Annotated in this window: 13 protein-coding genes; 4 read left to right on the plus strand and 9 right to left on the minus strand. The window is 71.8% G+C overall.

Going from position 1 to position 16,824, the window contains the following annotated elements:
- Window positions 1-300 (plus strand): HNH endonuclease signature motif containing protein (locus EFL26_RS00005; protein ID WP_148046579.1); only part of this gene is annotated, 300 nt, incomplete at its 5' end.
- Window positions 301-587: 287 nt separating this feature from the next.
- On the opposite strand, the gene mnmA is transcribed toward EFL26_RS00005, so the two are convergent.
- Both mnmA and EFL26_RS00015 read right to left on the minus strand, forming a co-directional pair.
- Window positions 588-1,670: a tRNA 2-thiouridine(34) synthase MnmA gene (gene mnmA / locus EFL26_RS00010; RefSeq protein ID WP_123220835.1), complete on the minus strand. Its 1,083-nt coding sequence runs from the start codon at window positions 1,668-1,670 to the stop codon at window positions 588-590.
- Window positions 1,670-2,863 (minus strand): cysteine desulfurase family protein, encoded by a 1,194-nt coding sequence (locus tag EFL26_RS00015; RefSeq protein ID WP_123220836.1) that lies wholly within the window; start codon window positions 2,861-2,863, stop codon window positions 1,670-1,672. The genes mnmA and EFL26_RS00015 overlap by 1 nt, the downstream gene beginning before the upstream one ends.
- A 70-nt stretch (window positions 2,864-2,933) precedes the next feature.
- Here EFL26_RS00015 and EFL26_RS23965 point away from each other — a divergent pair, with 70 nt between their 5' ends.
- Window positions 2,934-3,686 carry a hypothetical protein gene (locus EFL26_RS23965; RefSeq protein WP_183407963.1) on the plus strand — a complete coding sequence of 251 codons (753 nt, stop codon included), beginning with the start codon at window positions 2,934-2,936 and terminating at the stop codon, window positions 3,684-3,686.
- Window positions 3,687-3,761: 75 nt separating this feature from the next.
- Here EFL26_RS23965 and EFL26_RS00025 read toward each other — a convergent pair whose 3' ends face one another.
- From EFL26_RS00025 to EFL26_RS00050, 6 genes are all read right to left on the minus strand, one after another.
- Entirely contained in the window at window positions 3,762-5,894 is a 2,133-nt protein-coding gene (locus tag EFL26_RS00025; RefSeq protein WP_245999906.1) for a M4 family metallopeptidase, read from the minus strand.
- A gap of 153 nt (window positions 5,895-6,047) precedes the next feature.
- Window positions 6,048-6,974, minus strand: coding sequence for an endonuclease/exonuclease/phosphatase family protein (locus EFL26_RS00030; RefSeq protein WP_123220838.1), 927 nt, complete (start codon window positions 6,972-6,974; stop codon window positions 6,048-6,050).
- A 73-nt stretch (window positions 6,975-7,047) separates the two neighbouring features.
- Window positions 7,048-8,001, minus strand: a complete 954-nt coding sequence (locus EFL26_RS00035; protein ID WP_123220839.1) for an electron transfer flavoprotein subunit alpha/FixB family protein — start codon at window positions 7,999-8,001, stop codon at window positions 7,048-7,050.
- A gap of 14 nt (window positions 8,002-8,015) precedes the next feature.
- Window positions 8,016-8,801: an electron transfer flavoprotein subunit beta/FixA family protein gene (locus EFL26_RS00040; RefSeq protein ID WP_245999907.1), complete on the minus strand. Its 786-nt coding sequence runs from the start codon at window positions 8,799-8,801 to the stop codon at window positions 8,016-8,018.
- A gap of 149 nt (window positions 8,802-8,950) precedes the next feature.
- Window positions 8,951-9,328 (minus strand): hypothetical protein, encoded by a 378-nt coding sequence (locus tag EFL26_RS00045; RefSeq protein WP_245999909.1) that lies wholly within the window; start codon window positions 9,326-9,328, stop codon window positions 8,951-8,953.
- Window positions 9,329-9,459: 131 nt separating this feature from the next.
- Window positions 9,460-10,260: an enoyl-CoA hydratase/isomerase family protein gene (locus EFL26_RS00050; protein ID WP_123220841.1), complete on the minus strand. Its 801-nt coding sequence runs from the start codon at window positions 10,258-10,260 to the stop codon at window positions 9,460-9,462.
- Between the two features lie 98 nt (window positions 10,261-10,358).
- On the opposite strand from EFL26_RS00050, the gene glgX reads away from it, so the two are divergent.
- On the plus strand, window positions 10,359-12,542 hold the full coding sequence (glgX, locus tag EFL26_RS00055) for a glycogen debranching protein GlgX (RefSeq protein ID WP_245999910.1): 2,184 nt from the start codon (window positions 10,359-10,361) through the stop codon (window positions 12,540-12,542).
- 21 nt (window positions 12,543-12,563) lie between these two features.
- On the opposite strand, the gene glgP is transcribed toward glgX, so the two are convergent.
- Window positions 12,564-15,146 carry an alpha-glucan family phosphorylase gene (glgP, locus tag EFL26_RS00060; RefSeq protein ID WP_123220843.1) on the minus strand — a complete coding sequence of 861 codons (2,583 nt, stop codon included), beginning with the start codon at window positions 15,144-15,146 and terminating at the stop codon, window positions 12,564-12,566.
- A gap of 279 nt (window positions 15,147-15,425) precedes the next feature.
- Here glgP and gabT point away from each other — a divergent pair, with 279 nt between their 5' ends.
- Window positions 15,426-16,772, plus strand: a complete 1,347-nt coding sequence (gabT, locus tag EFL26_RS00065) for a 4-aminobutyrate--2-oxoglutarate transaminase (RefSeq protein WP_123220844.1) — start codon at window positions 15,426-15,428, stop codon at window positions 16,770-16,772.
- Window positions 16,773-16,824 lie beyond the last annotated feature (52 nt).

Genomic DNA, 16,824 nt, shown 5'->3' on the forward strand with positions numbered 1-16,824 from the left:
ATCGAGCTCCGGGACCGCACCTGCGTGTTCCCCTGGTGCCAGCGTCCCGCCCGCGGCTGCGACAAGGACCACATCGTCCCCTGGGAGTCGGGCGGTCCCACGTCCAGCGACAACCTCGCCGCGCTCTGCAGACGACATCACCGGCTCAAGACCCACGGCGGCTGGACCTACACCATGCTGACCCCCGGTGAGTACCTCTGGCACAGCCCCCACGGACACACCTGGCTCCGCGACCGCACCGGCACCACCGACCTGAGCCCGCCGACGGTGCCCAGCCCGGCGGATCCACCCGACCAGTAGCCACCCCGTTCGGCACCCGGCGCACGCGCCGGGCCAGCGGCATGCCCGGACGCCGGTCGCGGGCGGGCGAGCGGTGCTGGCTGGCCGTTGCCCGGGGGGACGGGCAGCGACGAGGTGTCTGGCGCGGGGCCGGGCCTTGCTGTCGGCTCACGTCTGCGGTGCACTCGGTGGTTGAGGTGCGAGCGCCAGCGAGCCTCGAAACCACGCGACGGGCAGGAACCCAACACCGGTGGTTGAGCTTGCCGAAACCACTGTGTCCGGAGGCGGCCGTTGCCCCGGGGGACCCGCTACCCCCGCACCGTCGCCGCGATCGTCCCCGACCCCACGACCCTCGTGCCGTCGTACACGACGCAGGCCTGGCCGGGTGCGATGCCCGTAGCCGGGTCGAGGAGGGCCACCGAGAAGCCCGCGGCGGAGGGCGTGACGACCGCGCGGTGCTCCTCGCCGTGGGCGCGGAGCTGCACGGTCGCCTCCAGCGGAGACGTCGGGGCGGCGCCCGACCAGAGCGGGCGGATGCAGTCGAGGCCGGAGACCGAAAGCGCTTCGCGCGGCCCCACGGTGACGGTGCCGGAGACGGGCTCGATGTTGAGGACGTAGCGTGGCCGGCCGTCGCCGGCGGGCGTGCCGATCCGCAGGCCCTTGCGCTGCCCGATCGTGAACCGCCAGGAGCCCTCGTGGGTGCCGAGCACCTCGCCGTCCGCCGAGACGATGGCACCGCCGCGGTTCACGTCGGAGAGCTTGTCGGCGAGCCAGCCACCGGTGTCGCCGTCGCTGATGAAGCAGATGTCGTGGCTGTCCGGCTTGTCGGCCACCTGGAGGCCGCGGCGGGTCGCCTCGTCCCGCACCGCGGGCTTCGGGGAGTCGCCGAGCGGGAAGAGCGAGTGCCGCAGCTGCTCCTGGGTGAGTACGCCGAGCACGTACGACTGGTCCTTCCCGGCGTCGACCGCCCGGTGCAGCTCGACCCCGTCGGGCCCCTCGCTGAGCCGGGCGTAGTGCCCGGTCACGACCGCGTCGAAGCCCAGCGCGAGCGCACGGTCCAGGACCGCGGCGAACTTGATCTTCTCGTTGCACCGCAGGCACGGGTTCGGGGTGCGGCCGCCGGCGTACTCGGAGAGGAAGTCCTCCACGACCGCCTCGTGGAACTGGTCGCTGAGGTCCCAGACGTAGAACGGGATGCCGATCACGTCGGCGGCCCGCCGGGCGTCGTTCGCGTCCTCGATCGTGCAGCAGCCGCGTGCCCCGGTCCGGTAGGACTTCGGGTTCCGCGACAGAGCGAGGTGGATGCCGGTGACCTCGTGACCTGCCTCGGCCGCGCGTGCGGCCGCGACCGCCGAGTCCACGCCGCCCGACATCGCTGCCAGGACGCGCATCAGGCTCGGGACTTCCCGGTGAGCCCGGCGGCCCGGGCGCGCTCGACGACCGGCCCGATCGCCTCGACGAGGGCGCGCACGTCGGACTCCTGCGAGGTGTGCCCAAGTGTGAACCGCAGCGAGGCGCGGGCCACCTCGTCGTCGCGCCCCATCGCGAGCAGCACGTGCGACGGCTGCGGCACGCCGGCGTTGCAGGCCGAGCCGGTCGAGCACTCGATGCCACGGGCGTCGAGCAGCATGAGCAGGGAGTCACCCTCGCAGCCGGGGAAGGTCAGGTGCGCGTTGCCGGGCAGTCGGTGGTGCACGTCGGACACGGGATCGCCGTTGTACGCCGCGTCGGGAACGACCTCCTGCACCTCACGGACCAGCTCGTCACGCAGGGCCGACAGCCGGGACGCCAGCTCGGGCTGGTGCTTCACGCTCAGCTCGCAGGCCGCAGCGAACCCGGCGATCGCCGGAGCGTCGATGGTGCCCGAGCGCACGTCACGCTCCTGCCCTCCGCCGTGCAGGAGGGCGGTCAGCTGGACCTCGCGCCGCAGCAGCAGCGCGCCGACGCCGTACGGGCCGCCGATCTTGTGACCGGTCAGGGTCATCGCGTCGAGCCCGGACCCGGCGAAGTCGACCGGCACCTGCCCGACCGCCTGGACCGCGTCGCTGTGCACCGGGATGCCGTGCGCGTGGGCGATCGCCACGACCTCGGCGACCGGCTGGACCGTGCCGACCTCGTTGTTGGCCCACATCACCGAGACCAGCGCGACGCTCTCGGGGTCCGCCTCCACGGCGGCCCGGAACGCCTCGAGATCGAGCCGGCCGAGGCGGTCCACCGGGACGAGCACGACGTCGGCGCCGTCCTGCTCCTCGAGCCACTGCAGCGGGTCGAGGACGGCGTGGTGCTCGACGGTGGTGCTGATGATCCGCGTGCGGCGAGGGTCCTCGGCCCGCCGCGCCCAGAACAGGCCCTTGAGCGCGAGGTTGTCGGCCTCGGTGCCTCCGGAGGTGAACACGACCTCACCCGGTCGGCAGCCGAGCGCCCGCGCGACCGACTCCCGGGACTCCTCGACGACCCGGCGGGCGGCACGCCCCGACGCGTGCAGCGAGTTCGGGTTGCCCACGCTCCCGAGGCGGGCGGTCATCGCCGCGGCGGCCTCGGGCAGGATCGGCGTCGTCGCCGCGTGGTCCAGGTAGACGGTCATCGCCTGTCAAGGGTACGGCGTCCTCCCCGAACCGCCTTCGAGCGCCCACCGTCGCACCTACACTCCGGCCATGACGCCGCTGTCTCGGGCCGCCCGGCGGGCCCTCCCGCTCCCCCTCGTCCTCACTGCCGCGCTCGCGCTCGGCGGCTGCGGGAGCGACGCGCCGAGCGCGAACCTCGGCCTCCACACGCCGTCGACCCCGGTCCCCACGACGGCCCCCTCCACGCCCACGCCGACGCCGACGCCCACCGACGACGCGTCCGCGACCGCGACCGGGCCCAGCTCCGGCGCGCAGCTGGTCAAGGTGACCAAATTCGGGATCGCCTTCGAGCTGCCCCGGGCCTGGCTCACGCTCGACGCGAAGAAGGTGCTCGCCAGCGGTGGGAAGAACCCGCTCCTGGACGAGCTGGCCCACCGGATGGGCACCACCCCCGAGCAGCTCGCCAAGACGTTCTCCGCCGCGGTGCAGACCTTCTCGGTGAGCGGCGACGGCGCGCACCACGGGTTCCTCGACAACGTCAACACGGTCGGCCAGGAGGGCGACGTGAACGACGAGGCGCTCAAGTTCCAGCTCGCCACTGTCGGTGCGAAGCCCAACGGCTTCGAGCACGCGACCAGCGCCGCCGGCGACGTGACCCGGGTGACGTACGACGTGCCGACGAAGATCGGCCTGACCGTCCACGCCGTCGCGGTCGTCGTGCACGCCGACGGCGCCACGGTCGTCGTCACCATCTCGTCGAGCTCGACCGCGGCGGCCGCGCGGATCGCCGACCAGGTCCAGAGGACGCTGCAGCCGATCCCCGGCCGCGATCCCGGCGCCTGACCCCGGCACCTGCCCCGAAGCCCGGAACCGGCCGCCGGCAGACTGCCGACGGCCGGGTCCGGCCCTGGGGAGGTCTCAGCCGACGCTGACGTCGTCGACCAGGAAGTTCGTGGCCGCCGTGGAGTCCTCGGTGCCGGTGAACTTCAGCGTGACCGACTTCCCGGCGAAGGCCGACAGGCTCAAGGTGCGCAGCACGTAGCCCGACGTCGCGTTGACGTTCGAGTACGTCGCCAGGGTCGTCGTGGTGGTCCCGCTGACGACCTGCACGGTGAGCCTGTCGTACACCGTGCTGCCGACCTCGTCGGTGCTGATCGCGTTGTAGAACCGCAGCGACGGCGTACCGGAGGGCACCGTGAAGGTCTGCGACAGCGTGTCGGTGTGCGTGGTGCCGTACCCGTCGAGCCACGCGTACCACGACCCGGCGTGCGGGGTGCCGCTGGTCGAGTTCGTGATCACGCCCGAGGTCGCGGTCCACGACGTGGCACCCGACTCGAACCCGCCGTTGGCCAGCGCACCGCCGCCGGTGCCGCCCCCGGTCGAGCAGGCCTCGGTCGGGGCCGCGTTCACGCCCTTCCACGCCGCAACGGTCGCCGCGCACTGGGTCGACGACGCGCCGTACAGGTCGCGCGCGGCCTTCACCATCCCGTTGGCCGCCACCGGGTAGGTGGTCGTGGAGGTCCAGTAGGTGGTCAGTGCGCGGTACCAGATCGCCGCAGCGGCGGAGCGCCCGATGCCGGTCAGCGTGGTGCCGTTGCAGGTGGTGCCGGTGTGCGTGCGGCCGCCGATGGTCTTGGTGCCGGTGCCCTCGGCGAGCAGGTAGAAGAGGTGGTTGCCGACACCGGAGGAGTAGTGCGGGTCGAGGTTCTTCGTCGAGGTCGACCAGCAGTTCACCGACGAGCCGTCCGCCGACGGGTTGTCCATCCGGCGCAGGTAGGTCCCGTCCTTCATGATCTTCTCGCCGATGTAGTAGTCGCCCGGGTCGCTGGCGTTGTTCGCCGAGAACTCCACCATCGTGCCCATCACGTCGGAGGTGGCCTCGTTCAGCCCACCGGCGTCACCGCTGTAGTCCAGGCCGGCCGTCGCCGAGGTCACCCCGTGCGACATCTCGTGGCCGGCCACGTCGAGAGCGACCAGCGGGTTCAGCGTGGAGCCGCCGTCGCCGTAGGTCATGCAGAAGCAGGAGTCGTCCCAGAAGGCGTTCTCGTAGCCGGATCCGTAGTGCACGCGGGAGTACGCCGCGACACCGTCGTTGCGGATCCCGGTGCGGCCGAAGGAGTTCTTGTAGAAGTCCCAGGTCAGCGCCGCGCCGTACGCCGCGTCCGCGGCCGCACTCTGGCGGCTCGAGGTCGAGCCGTTGCCCCAGGTGTCGTCCGCGTCGGTGAACAGCGTGCCGCGGCTGGTGCTGGTCGAGTTGTTCGCGTCGTACGTCGAGTGCCCGCCGCGAGCGCCGTCGGTGAGGTTCCAGCCACTGCCCCCGGGCGTGGTGGTCAGCGAGACGGCACCGCTGTAGAGGGTGTTGCCGGTGCCGGTGTCGGTCTCGATGCCGGCGTGCACGGCGAGCACCGCGCCGGTGCGGGCGTTGGTGTAGACGAGGTCGTCGACCGGGGTGCCGTCGGGCTTGGTGCCGGTCACCCGGGTCTCCCAGGCGAGCACGGGCTTGTGCAGGGCCGCGAAGACGACCCGGCGAGCGGTGCGTGCGGTGTCACCGCTCGCCGGGGTCGCCCCCTCGGCACGGGCCATGGCGGTGGCCCGGGGCACCGAGGCGGTCGTCGACGACAGCTGGACCCGGGAGGGATGGGCCCAGTCGACCGTGCTGACCGACCGGCCGGGCGAGGTGTGCACGACCAGGTCGCCGCCGATGACCGGCAGTCCCCCGTACGTGCGCTCGTAGCGGACGTGCTCACCCCCGTCGGTGTCACGCAGCACGTCCTTCACCACCAGCTGCTCCTCGCTGCCCAGCTTCAGCTCGCGGGCGGTGGTCGCACGCTCGGCGCGCGCCTCCTCCATCGCGGCCCGGCGCTCGGCCGGGGTGAAGCCGGGGTCGGGCCGGCTGGCCGCCGGTCGGGCGACCGGCACCGCGGTGCCGGACACCGCGCCGGACACCGGGCCGGACGTCGGGGCCGTGGCCCTCGCCGGGGTCATGCCGGCCAGGGAACCCAGCACCAGGGCCGCCGTGGCCGCCCCGGTCGTCATGTGAACTCGCCTCATCACCTGCATCGTGTGGATGCCTCTCTCTGCAGGGTCGCCCGGGATCTCCGGGGTGCCCACGGACGAGGGTGGTCACGGGGCCGACCCGCGACAAGACGGCAGTTTGTGCGGTGCAGAGGCCTGCAGATCAGGCCGAGGGACCAGGAGCCGGGCTCAGGACAGGGCGATCCGGGCGAGCAGGGCCCGGTGGTCGCTGCGGGCGATCCGGTAGGTGTGCGTCGAGATCGTCGAGAACTGCTTGCTGACCAGCACGTGGTCGATCGCCATCACACCGAGGCCGAACGGCAGCGCGTGACCGACCCCCGGGTCGCTCGGCCAGGTCGGCTGCCAGCCCGCGTCGGACTGGCGGGCGGCGTCACTGAGGCCGAGGCCGAGCAGGTCGCGCATCGGGCGGTGGTCCAGGGTGGCGTTGAAGTCGCCGGCCATCACCACGGGGCCGCGGCGCAGCGCCAGGGTGGTGTTCCACAGCACTGCCCGGTGGTCTGACGTCCACAGCTGGGGCGTGACCCACGGCTGGGACGTGTGCACGGCCACCAGCGAGAACGGCCGGGGTGCGTCGACCCGCACGACCCAGGCGCTGTTGAAGACCTTCAGCTGCTCCTCGTCCTGCAGGGGGTAGCGGGAGAAGACGACGGTCCCTCGCGCACCGGCGAACGGCTCGCCGCCCTGGTGGGGCAGCTCCTGCCGCAGCTTCTCGAGCCCGGCGAACGCGAGCGGCGTCACCTCCTCCAGCACCACGACGTCGGCGTGGCTGCGCTCGGCGAGGCGGGTCACCTCGGCGGTGTCCCCGAGCCCGAGCCTCAGGTTCGCGGTCAGCACCGTCAGGTCGGCGCGGCCCGACGCGTGGCTGCCCGCGTACGACGGCACCTGGAGCGCGGCGTGGAAGAGCAGGCCGGCCACGGAGACCAGGACCGCGGCGGTGGAGACCAGCCGTCGCCGATCATGGTCGCCGAGCCGGTGCACCGCCGACCAGGCGAGCGCGGCCGCGGCGTACCCGACGAGGGCGAAGGGCACGAACGCCGTCGCCAGCACCAGGAGGTGCTGCGACGGCGTGAGCAGCCGGCAGACCGACAGGAGCAAGGAAACGGCCAGGGTTGCCGCCGCCACGACGGCGGCGACGACCCTGGCCGGTTGCCTCAGGCGCGTGGGCAGGTCAGCCCTTGCGCTTGGTGACCTCGGCGGTGGCGGCCGGCAGCACGGTGTGCAGGTCGCCGACGACACCGAAGTCCACCAGCTCGAAGATCGGGGCCTCTTCGTCCTTGTTGACGGCCACGATGGTCTTCGAGGTCTGCATGCCGGCGCGGTGCTGGATCGCGCCGGAGATGCCCGCCGCGACGTACAGCTGCGGCGACACGGTCTTGCCGGTCTGGCCGATCTGGAAGGCGTGCGGCTTCCAGCCGGAGTCGACCGCGGCACGCGAGGCGCCGACGGCGGCACCCAGGGAGTCCGCGAAGTTCTCGACCGGCTCGAAGTTGCCGCCGGTGCCACGACCACCGGAGACCACGATCGCGGCCTCGGTGAGCTCGGGGCGACCGGTCGCCTCACGCGGCTGCGACGCCACGATCTGCGCCTTCTTCGCCGAGTCGGAGATGGTCGCGGAGAACTTCTCGACCGCACCCGCACCGGCCGACTCCTCCGGAGCGGCGGCGTTCGGCTTGACCGTGATGATCGGCGTGCCCTTGGTGACCTTGGCCTTGACGGTGAAGTTGCCGGCGAACACGCTCTGCGTGGTCACCGGGCCCTCCTGCACGTCGACGGCGTCGGTGATCAGGCCCGACTCGAGCTTGATCGCGAGCCGGCCGGCGATCTCCTTCCCCTCGGCGCCCGAGGTGATCAGGATCGCGGCGGGGTTCGCCTGGGCGGCGATCTGCTGGAGCACCTCGGCCTTCGGAGCCACCAGGTAGCCCTTGATCTCGGTGTCGTCGACGACGTACACCTTCTCCGCGCCGTACTTCTTCACGGCCTCAGCGGCGGCGTCGGCCTTGTCGGCGCCACCGATGAAGACCGCGGACGGCTCACCGAGGCGCTTGGCGATGGTCAGCAGCTCGAACGTCGGCTTGCGTACGGCGCCGTCGACGTGGTCGACCAGAACCAGGATCTCACTCATGTCTGCAGGCCCTCTCAGATGAACTTCTTGGAGGCGAGGAACTCGACGAGCGCCGTGGCGCCCGAGCCGTCCTCGTCGGTCACGATCTCGCCGGCGGTGCGCGGCGGGCGGGCCTCGGTGGACTCCACGGCGGTCCACGCCGCGTCCAGGCCGACCTCGCTCGCGTCGACGCCCAGGTCGGAGAGCGACCAGGTGTCGAGCGGCTTCTTCTTCGCGGCCATGATGCCCTTGAACGACGGGTACCGGGCCTCGCCGGACTGGTCGGTCACCGACAGCACCAGCGGAGCGGTCGCGCCGATGACCTCGGTCGCGGTGTCACCGTCACGCTTGATCCGGAACTGGTCGCCCTGGCTCTCGACCACCGACGCCAGCGTGATCTGCGGCAGGTCGAGGCGCTCGGCGAGCATCGCCGGCACGACGGACATCGCACCGTCGGTCGAGCCCAGGCCGCAGACGACCACGTCGACGCCGCCGTCGCCCTTCAGCTTCTCGATCGCCGCGGCGAGCACCTTGGAGGTGGCCGGGGCGTCGGAGCCGGCGACCGCGTCGTCGACCACGTGGACGCCCTTGTCGGCGCCCATCTGCAGGGCCTTGCGGATCGCGTCCGCCGCCTGGTCGGGGCCGATGGTCAGCGCGGTGACGGTGACCGACTCGGGGTCGGCGTTCTTCTCCTTGAGCTGCAGCGACTGCTCGACGGCGTACTCGTCGAGCTCGGAGAGCAAGCCGGGAACGGTGACGCGGTCCACGGTGTTGTCCGACTCGAACTTCTGGTCGGCGGTCGCGTCGGGTACGTACTTCACACAGACGACAATGTTCATCTTGGTGTCAGCCCCGCAGGGCCCCTCCTGGGTCAGAGACGAGTTCGTTCAGGTTACTAGCGAGTCGGGCGGCCAGAAACACCGTCCCGGGTGGGCTCGGTCACAGCGCCCGAGCCGGGTGGAGCATCGGGTCAGAGCACCGACCGCGGGGCCAGGATGCGCTGCAGGTAGCGGCCGATCGCGAGGTAGACGATGGCGGCGATCCCCCAGTTCACCACCGCGTCCTTGGTCGTGGCGTTCTGGCCGTGGAACTCGAAGATGCCGTTCTTGCGGCTGAACGGGCCGTCGATCGCGTCGGCGAAGTCGAGCACGAACTTGACCAGCGCGTTGTCCTGGCTGACGTTGTCGCGGGCGGCGACGAGGAACGCGCCGAGGGCGAGCACCACCGAGCAGACGAGGAACACCACGCGGAGGATCTTCGCCATCGTCTCGCGCAGCTGGTCCTTCTCCGCGCGGCGCGTCTTCGCGCGGTCGGGGAACGGCTGGTCCGACTTCACAACTTTCGCCACCAGGGCTCCTTGGTCTGTCTGCGCTGGTCTGGTCCGGCCGGTGGGACCGGCCCGGGTGTCCGGCTGGTCAACGACGACGGCGGCGTGACGTTAGGCATCGGCCCACGCCGTCGCCGGCGCCGTCCACCGGCTCAGCGTCCCTCGAATCGCGCCTTGCCGGGACCGTTCTCGACAAATGAGCTCATCCCGATCGACCGGTCCTCGGTGGCGAACAGCGCCGCGAACTGCTGGCGCTCGATCTCCAGGCCGGTCTCGAGGTCGACCTCGAGACCGCGGTCGATCGCCTCCTTGGCCGCCCGCACGGCGTACGACGCGGCGTGGGTGAACTGCCCGGCCCACGCCACCGCCTCGGCGTACACCTGGTCGGCCGGGACGACCCGGTCGGCCAGGCCGATCGCGAGCGCCTCGTCGGCCTTCACGAAGCGCCCGCTGAAGATGATGTCCTTGGCGCGGCTGGGGCCGACCAGGCGGCTGAGCCGCTGCGTGCCGCCGGCGCCGGGGATGATGCCGAGCAGCACCTCGGGCTGGCCGAAGGTCGCGTCCTCGGCCGCGATCCGGAAGTCCGCGCACAGGGCCAGCTCGCAGCCGCCGCCGAGGGCGTAGCCGGTGACCGCGGCCACCACGGGCTTGGGGATCCGGGCGACCGCGGTGAAGGCCGTGGTCAGGCCGGTCGAGCGCTTCACCATGTCCGTGTAGGACATGTCGGCCATCTCCTTGATGTCCGCGCCGGCCGCGAAGACCCGCTCGCCGCCGTACAGGACGACGGCCTTGACGTCGTCACGAAGGCTCACCTCCCCGGCGACGGCCCGGATCTCCTCCTGGACCTGCGCGTTCAAGGCGTTCATCTTCGGCCGGTCGAGCCGGATGGTGCCGACGCCGTCGGCCACCTCGAGACGGACGAACTCCGGGGCGGGAGCGGGATCGACGCTCATGCTGTGGGGACACCTCCGTGCGCGGGCCGACGTGACCGGGACAACCTATCGCCGTCTCCCGCCGCGGCCGTCGTGGCCGGGGCTGCAATGATCGGCGGGTGGCATTGGAGACCTGGCGCTGGCGCTCGCGGGACGAACGTGCTCCGGTGTGGCCCGGACACTCCTGGCCGCTCGGCGCGAGCTGGTCGGAGGAGGCGACGAATTTCGCGGTCTACGCCCCGGAGGCGACCGCGATGTGGGTCTGCGTGTTCGACGACGACGACCGCGAGACGTCGTACCAGCTCACCGAGCACACGCTGGGCATCTGGCACGGAGCGGTGCCCGGCCTCCCCCTCGGCACCCGCTACGGCCTGCGGGCGTTCGGGCCCTGGCAGCCCGAGCAGGGGCTGCGGTTCAACCCGCACAAGCTGCTGATCGACCCCTACGCGAAGGCGGTGAGCGGGGAGCTCGTGCCGGGGCCGGCCATCTACGCCCACGACCTCGACAACCCGGAGCGGCCCAGCACCGCCGACTCGGCTGCCGCCATGCCGAAGAGCATCGTGGTCCGCGACGAGTTCGACTGGGGCCCGGGCGGCGACCCGCCGATGCGGCGCCGCTGGCGCGACAGCGTGATCTACGAGCTGCACGTGAAGGGCTACACGAAGCTGCACCAGGAGATCCCCGAGGAGCTGCGCGGCACGTACGCCGGCCTCGCGTCGCCCCAGGTGATCGACTACCTCAAGGAGCTCGGCGTCACGGCGGTCGAGCTGCTGCCGATCCACCAGTTCTACTCGGAGCCGCGGCTCTCCGGCCATGGCCTCGTGAACTACTGGGGCTACAACTCGCTGGCCTTCTTCGCCCCGCACGGCGCCTACTCGTCGGCGGGCGACCGCGGCGGGCAGGTCCGCGAGTTCAAGCAGATGGTCAAGACCTTCCACGAGGCGGGCATCGAGGTGATCCTCGACGTGGTCTACAACCACACCGCCGAGGGCGGCGCCGACGGGCCCAGTCTTTCGTTCCGCGGCCTCGACGACCGCGGCTTCTACAAGCGGGTCGCGGTCGAGAACGAGGACGAGGAGCTCCCGCCGCACGCCCGGTTCGACGACACGTACTGGGACGTCACCGGGTGCGGGAACACCGTCAACGCGGGCAACCCGCAGGCGCTGCGGCTGATCCTCGACTCGCTGCGCTACTGGGTCAACGAGATGCACGTCGACGGCTTCCGGTTCGACCTGCTGTCCGCCCTGACCCGCACCGGCTACTCGGTCGACATGAGCGGCCACCTGCTCACCACGATCGGGCAGGACCCCGCCCTGCGGCACGCGAAGCTGATCGCCGAGCCCTGGGACGCCTCCGGCGACGGCTACCGGGTGGGCGAGTACCCGCCGCCCTGGGTCGAGTGGAACGACCAGTTCCGCGACACGATGCGCGACTTCTGGCGGGGCACCTCCGAGGGCATCCGCGACGTGGCCACCCGGCTGGCCGGCTCGTCCGACCTGTACGCCGACGACGGCCGGTCGCCGTACGCGTCGGTGAACTTCGTGACCGCCCACGACGGCTTCACCCTGCGCGACCTGGTCTCCTACGAGCACAAGCACAACGAGGTCAACGGCGAGGACAACCAGGACGGCACCGACGACAACCGCTCACAGAACTGTGGCATCGAAGGTGAGACCGACGACCCCGAGATCGTCGCGCTGCGGCAGCGGATCGCGGCCAACCTGATGATCACGCTGTGCCTGTCCAACGGGGTGCCGATGATCACCGCCGGCGACGAGCGCGGACGCACGCAGCGGGGCAACAACAACCCCTATGCGCAGGACAACGAGATCTCGTGGGTCGACTGGCGCCCGGACGACGCGTGGCTGGGCATGTGGGAGATGACCCGCACCGCGCTCCGGATCCGCCGCGACCACGCGACGTTGCGGCAGCGGCACTGGTTCGAGGGCCGGCCGGCGATCACCGGCGGCCCGAAGGACCTCGCCTGGATCCACCCCGACGGTCGGGAGATGACCGCCGAGGACTGGCACGACCCGGCCCTGCGCGTGATCGGCATGTTCGTCTCCGGCGACCCGATCCGCTCCCCCGGTCCCCGCGGGGAGCAGATGCGGGACGCGTCGTTCCTGATCTGGTTCAACGGCGCCGACGTCGACCGGGAGGTCCGGCTCCCCGTGAACGCGTGGGTGCAGGCCGGGCACGTGGTCATCTCGACCGACGACAAGATGCGCACCGGTACCAGCGTCCGCGCCGGAGACGCGTTCCTGCTCCGGGCGCGGTCGCTGGTGGTGCTCCAGGAGGACTGACCGGGCGGCCGCCTCGCCGCGCTACGCCAGCGCGACCAGGCCGAGCTCGGCGGGCGACGCCAGCCCCTCGTGCTTGGGCAGCACGCGGACGGTGTAGCCGAACGGACCGGGACGGTCGAGCACGAGCGTGCCCTCGAACCGGTGCCGGCCGTCCTCGTAGGACTCGGCCAGGGTCAGGTCCGCGACCGCGACCGTCGCGAGCTGGTCCTCGCCCTTGATCCGTCCGTGGGCGACCTGCACCTCGACGTCGGCCGGCGAGAGCGACCCCAGCGAGACGAACGCCTTGAGCTCGAGGCTGGCGCCGACCTCCGGGGAGTCCGAGAGCCCCTCGGTGTCGATGTGGTCGATCCGGACCAGGTCCCAGTTCTTGTGGATCCGGGCCTTGAACTCGGCCAGCTCGCGCGCCCCGTCGTAGGTCTCGTTGATCGCGCGAGCAGCGGCCGCGGCCGGGGTGTACAGGCGCTCCACGTAGTCGCGCACCATCCGGGTCGAGAGCACCTTCGGGCCCAGCGACTTCAGCGTGTGCCGGACCATCTCGATCCAGCGGGTCGGCAGGCCGCTGCGGTCACGGTCGTAGAACCGCGGCGCCACCTCGTTCTCGATCAGGTCGTAGAGCGCGGTCGCCTCGATGTCGTCACGCACGTGCTCGTCGGCGACGCCGTCGGCCGACGGGATCGCCCAGCCGTTGTTCCCGTCGTACCACTCGTCCCACCAGCCGTCGAGGATCGAGAGGTTCAGCGCACCGTTCAGGGCGGCCTTCATGCCCGACGTGCCGCAGGCCTCGTAGGGCCGCAGCGGGTTGTTCAGCCAGACGTCGCAGCCGGGGTAGAGCGGCTGGGCCATCGCGATGTCGTAGTTCGGCAGGAACACGATCCGGTGCCGGACCTCCGGGTCGTCGGCGAACTTCACGATCTCCTGGATCAGCGCCTTGCCGCCGTCGTCCGCGGGGTGCGCCTTGCCGGCGATGACCAGCTGCACCGGGCGCTCCGGGTCGAGCAGCAGCCGCTTGAGCCGCTCGGGGTCGCGCAGCATCAGCGTGAGCCGCTTGTACGACGGCACCCGCCGCGCGAAGCCGATCGTGAGCACGTCCGGGTCGAGCGCGTTGTCGATCCAGCCGAGCTCGGACGCCGCGGCCCCACGCTGCCGGCAGGACCGGCGCATCCGGGCGCGGGCGTCCTCGACGAGGCGCTGGCGCAGGGCGCGCTTGGTGGCCCAGAGCTCGTCGGCGGGGATCTTGTCGATCACCTCCCACGCGAACGGGTCGATCGAGCCGCTGTCGGCGCCCGACCGGTCGGCGAGCTCGAAGACCTCGCGCGCCACCCAGGTGGGGGCGTGCACGCCGTTGGTGATCGACGTGATCGGCACCTCGACCTCGTCGAACGCCGGCCACAGGCCGTTGAACATCCCGCGGCTGACATGGCCGTGGAGCAGGGACACCCCGTTGGCCCGCTGGGCGAGCCGGAAGCCCATCACCGCCATGTTGAAGACCGCCGGGTCGCCGCCCTCGTAGTCCTCGGTGCCCAGCGCGAGGATGTCCTCGACCGGTACGCCGGCCACCGGACCCTGCGCGCCGAAGTACTGGGCGATCAGGTCGCGCGGGAACCGGTCGATCCCGGCCGGGACCGGGGTGTGCGTCGTGAAGAGGGTGCCGGCCCGGGTGACCTCGAGCGCCGTCGGGAAGTCGAGCTTCGGCCCGCCGTCGGCCACCGTCAGCTCGCGGATCCGCTCGAGGCCGAGGAAGCCGGCGTGGCCCTCGTTGGTGTGGAAGACCTCGGGCTCGGGGGCGCCGGTGATGCGCGAGTAGGAGCGGAGCGCGCGGATGCCACCGACGCCGAGGAGCAGCTCCTGCAGCAGCCGGTGCTCCGCGGTCCCGCCGTACAGCCGGTCGGTGACGTCGCGCAGCGGCTCGGGGTTCGCCTCCACGTCGGAGTCGAGCAGCAGCAGTGGGACGCGCCCGACCTGGGCGACCCAGATCTGCGCCAGCAGCGGGTGGTCGCCGGGGATCTCGAGGGCGACCTGGGCGTGCGACCCGTCGGGCTCGCGCAACGGGGTCATCGGGAGACCGTCGGGGTCGATGACCGGGTAGGTCTCCTGCTGCCAGCCCTCGCGGGAGAGCGCCTGGCGGAAGTAGCCGTGGCGGTACAGCAGGCCGACGCCGACGAGCGGCACACCGAGGTCGCTCGCGGTCTTGAGGTGGTCGCCGGCCAGGATGCCGAGGCCACCGGAGTACTGCGGCAGCACCGACGTGATGCCGTACTCCGGGGAGAAGTAGGCGACGGAGCGCGGCAGCGTGTCGCCGGCGGCGGCGCGCTTCTGGAACCAGCGCTCGCCGGTGAGGTACTGCTCGAGGTCGGCGCGGTCCAGCTCCAGCATGCGCAGGAACTTCTTGTCGCCGGCCAGCTCCTCGAGCCGCTCTGCCGAGACCAGGCCGAGCAGCTTCACCGGGTCACGCCCGGAGGCCTCCCACTGCTCGGGGTCCATGGCGGCGAAGAGGTCCTGCGTCTCGGGGTGCCAGGACCAGCGCAAGTTGGTCGCCAGCTCGAGCAAGGGCTGGAGCACCTCGGGCAGGACGGGCCGGACCGTGAATCGTCGAATCGCTCGCATCAGACGAAGGTAGCCGAACCTGACTTGATCGTTCCAATTATGTCCGCAAATTGGGCGCTCAGCCCGGGGCCACCGCCCTTCCCGGGGCGTCCGCCCTCGCGGTGGAGGTGGAGCTCCAGCCCGCCCCGGCCGGAGTCCCGCGGTGGGTCACCCTGAGGACGGCCCGGCTGGCGTCGAACGTGGCCGACAACAACGGATCCGGTTGCTTCAGGGGCGACTGACAGCGGATACTGTCAGCCGTCCCCCTGATTCGCCACGTAAACCGCACGGAGGCCGTCGATGAGCGTCACCCATGAGTCCCGGACCGGCGGCCCCACCCTGCCGCAGGAGCGCCGGCTGGTGACGCCGATCCCCGGACCGCGCTCGCGCGAGCTGCACGAGCGGCGTGCGGCCACGGTGGCCGCCGGCGTGAGCAGCGTGCTGCCGGTGTACGTCGCCGCCGCGGGTGGCGGGGTCCTGGTCGACGTGGACGGCAACTCGCTGATCGACCTGGCCTCCGGCATCGCGGTCACCTCGGTCGGCAATGCCGCGCCCGAGGTGGTCTCCCGGGTGCAGGGCCAGGTGGCCGCGTTCACCCACACGTGCTTCATGGTGGCGCCGTACGAGGGCTACGTGGAGGTGTGCGAGCAGCTCGCCGCGCTGACCCCCGGCGACCACGCCAAGCGCACCGCGCTGTTCAACTCCGGCGCGGAGGCGGTCGAGAACGCCGTCAAGGTCGCGCGGTCGCACACCGGCCGCAACGCGGTCGTGGTGGTCGACCACGCCTACCACGGGCGCACGAACCTCACGATGGCGATGACCGCCAAGAACATGCCCTACAAGCAGGGCTTCGGGCCGTTCGCCGGCGAGGTCTACCGCGCCCCCGTCTCCTACCCGTTCCGCGACGGCCTGACCGGCCCGGAGGCAGCAGCGCGCGCGATCGACCTGATCGACAAGCAGGTCGGCGCCGGCAACGTCGCCTGCATCGTCGTCGAGCCCGTGCTCGGCGAGGGCGGCTTCATCGTGCCCGCTCCGGGCTACCTCTCCGCGCTCGCCGCGTACGCCGCAGCCAACGGCATCGTCTTCGTCGCCGACGAGATCCAGTCCGGCATGTGCCGCACCGGCGCCTGGTTCGCCAGCGAGCACGAGGGGATCGTCCCCGACCTCGTGACGGTGGCCAAGGGCGTCGCCGGCGGCCTCCCGCTGGCCGGAGTCGTCGGCCGCGCGGAGATCATGGACTCCGTGCACCGCGGCGGCCTCGGCGGCACGTACGGCGGCAACCCGGTCGCGTGCGCCGCCGCCCTCGGTGCGATCGCGACGATGAAGGACCTCGACCTCAACGCCCGTGCCCGCGAGATCGGCGACCTGCTGACCGCACGCCTGCGCGACCTGGCGGCCGCGAACCCCGCCGTGGGCGACGTCCGCGGCCGCGGCGCGATGGTGGCGATCGAGGTCGTCCAGCCCGGGACCACCGTGCCCGACCCGGCGATGGCCGCCCGGCTCAGCGCGGGCTGCCACCAGGCCGGCGTGCTCACGCTGACCTGCGGCACCTACGGCAACGTGCTGCGCTTCCTGCCGCCCCTGGTCGCGCCCGACCACCTGCTGCACGAGGCGATGGACGTGCTGGCCGAGGTCGCCTCGATCTAGCGAACCGCGACCTCGCGAGGCACGAGCGCGAGTCGAGTACCGCTGGTTGAGG

This window comes from Nocardioides pocheonensis, from assembly GCF_003725535.1.
GTDB classification, from domain to species: domain Bacteria; phylum Actinomycetota; class Actinomycetes; order Propionibacteriales; family Nocardioidaceae; genus Marmoricola; species Marmoricola pocheonensis.

Coding starts and splice junctions, on each gene's coding strand:
- mnmA (WP_123220835.1), bottom strand. CDS start 1,670: ATGCGCGTCCTGGCAGCGATGTCGGGCGGCGTGGACTCGGCGGTCGCG.
- EFL26_RS00015 (WP_123220836.1), bottom strand. CDS start 2,863: ATGACCGTCTACCTGGACCACGCGGCGACGACGCCGATCCTGCCCGAG.
- EFL26_RS23965 (WP_183407963.1), top strand. CDS start 2,934: ATGACGCCGCTGTCTCGGGCCGCCCGGCGGGCCCTCCCGCTCCCCCTC.
- EFL26_RS00025 (WP_245999906.1), bottom strand. CDS start 5,894: ATGAGGCGAGTTCACATGACGACCGGGGCGGCCACGGCGGCCCTGGTG.
- EFL26_RS00035 (WP_123220839.1), bottom strand. CDS start 8,001: ATGAGTGAGATCCTGGTTCTGGTCGACCACGTCGACGGCGCCGTACGC.
- EFL26_RS00050 (WP_123220841.1), bottom strand. CDS start 10,260: ATGAGCGTCGATCCCGCTCCCGCCCCGGAGTTCGTCCGTCTCGAGGTG.
- glgP (WP_123220843.1), bottom strand. CDS start 15,146: ATGCGAGCGATTCGACGATTCACGGTCCGGCCCGTCCTGCCCGAGGTG.
- gabT (WP_123220844.1), top strand. CDS start 15,426: ATGAGCGTCACCCATGAGTCCCGGACCGGCGGCCCCACCCTGCCGCAG.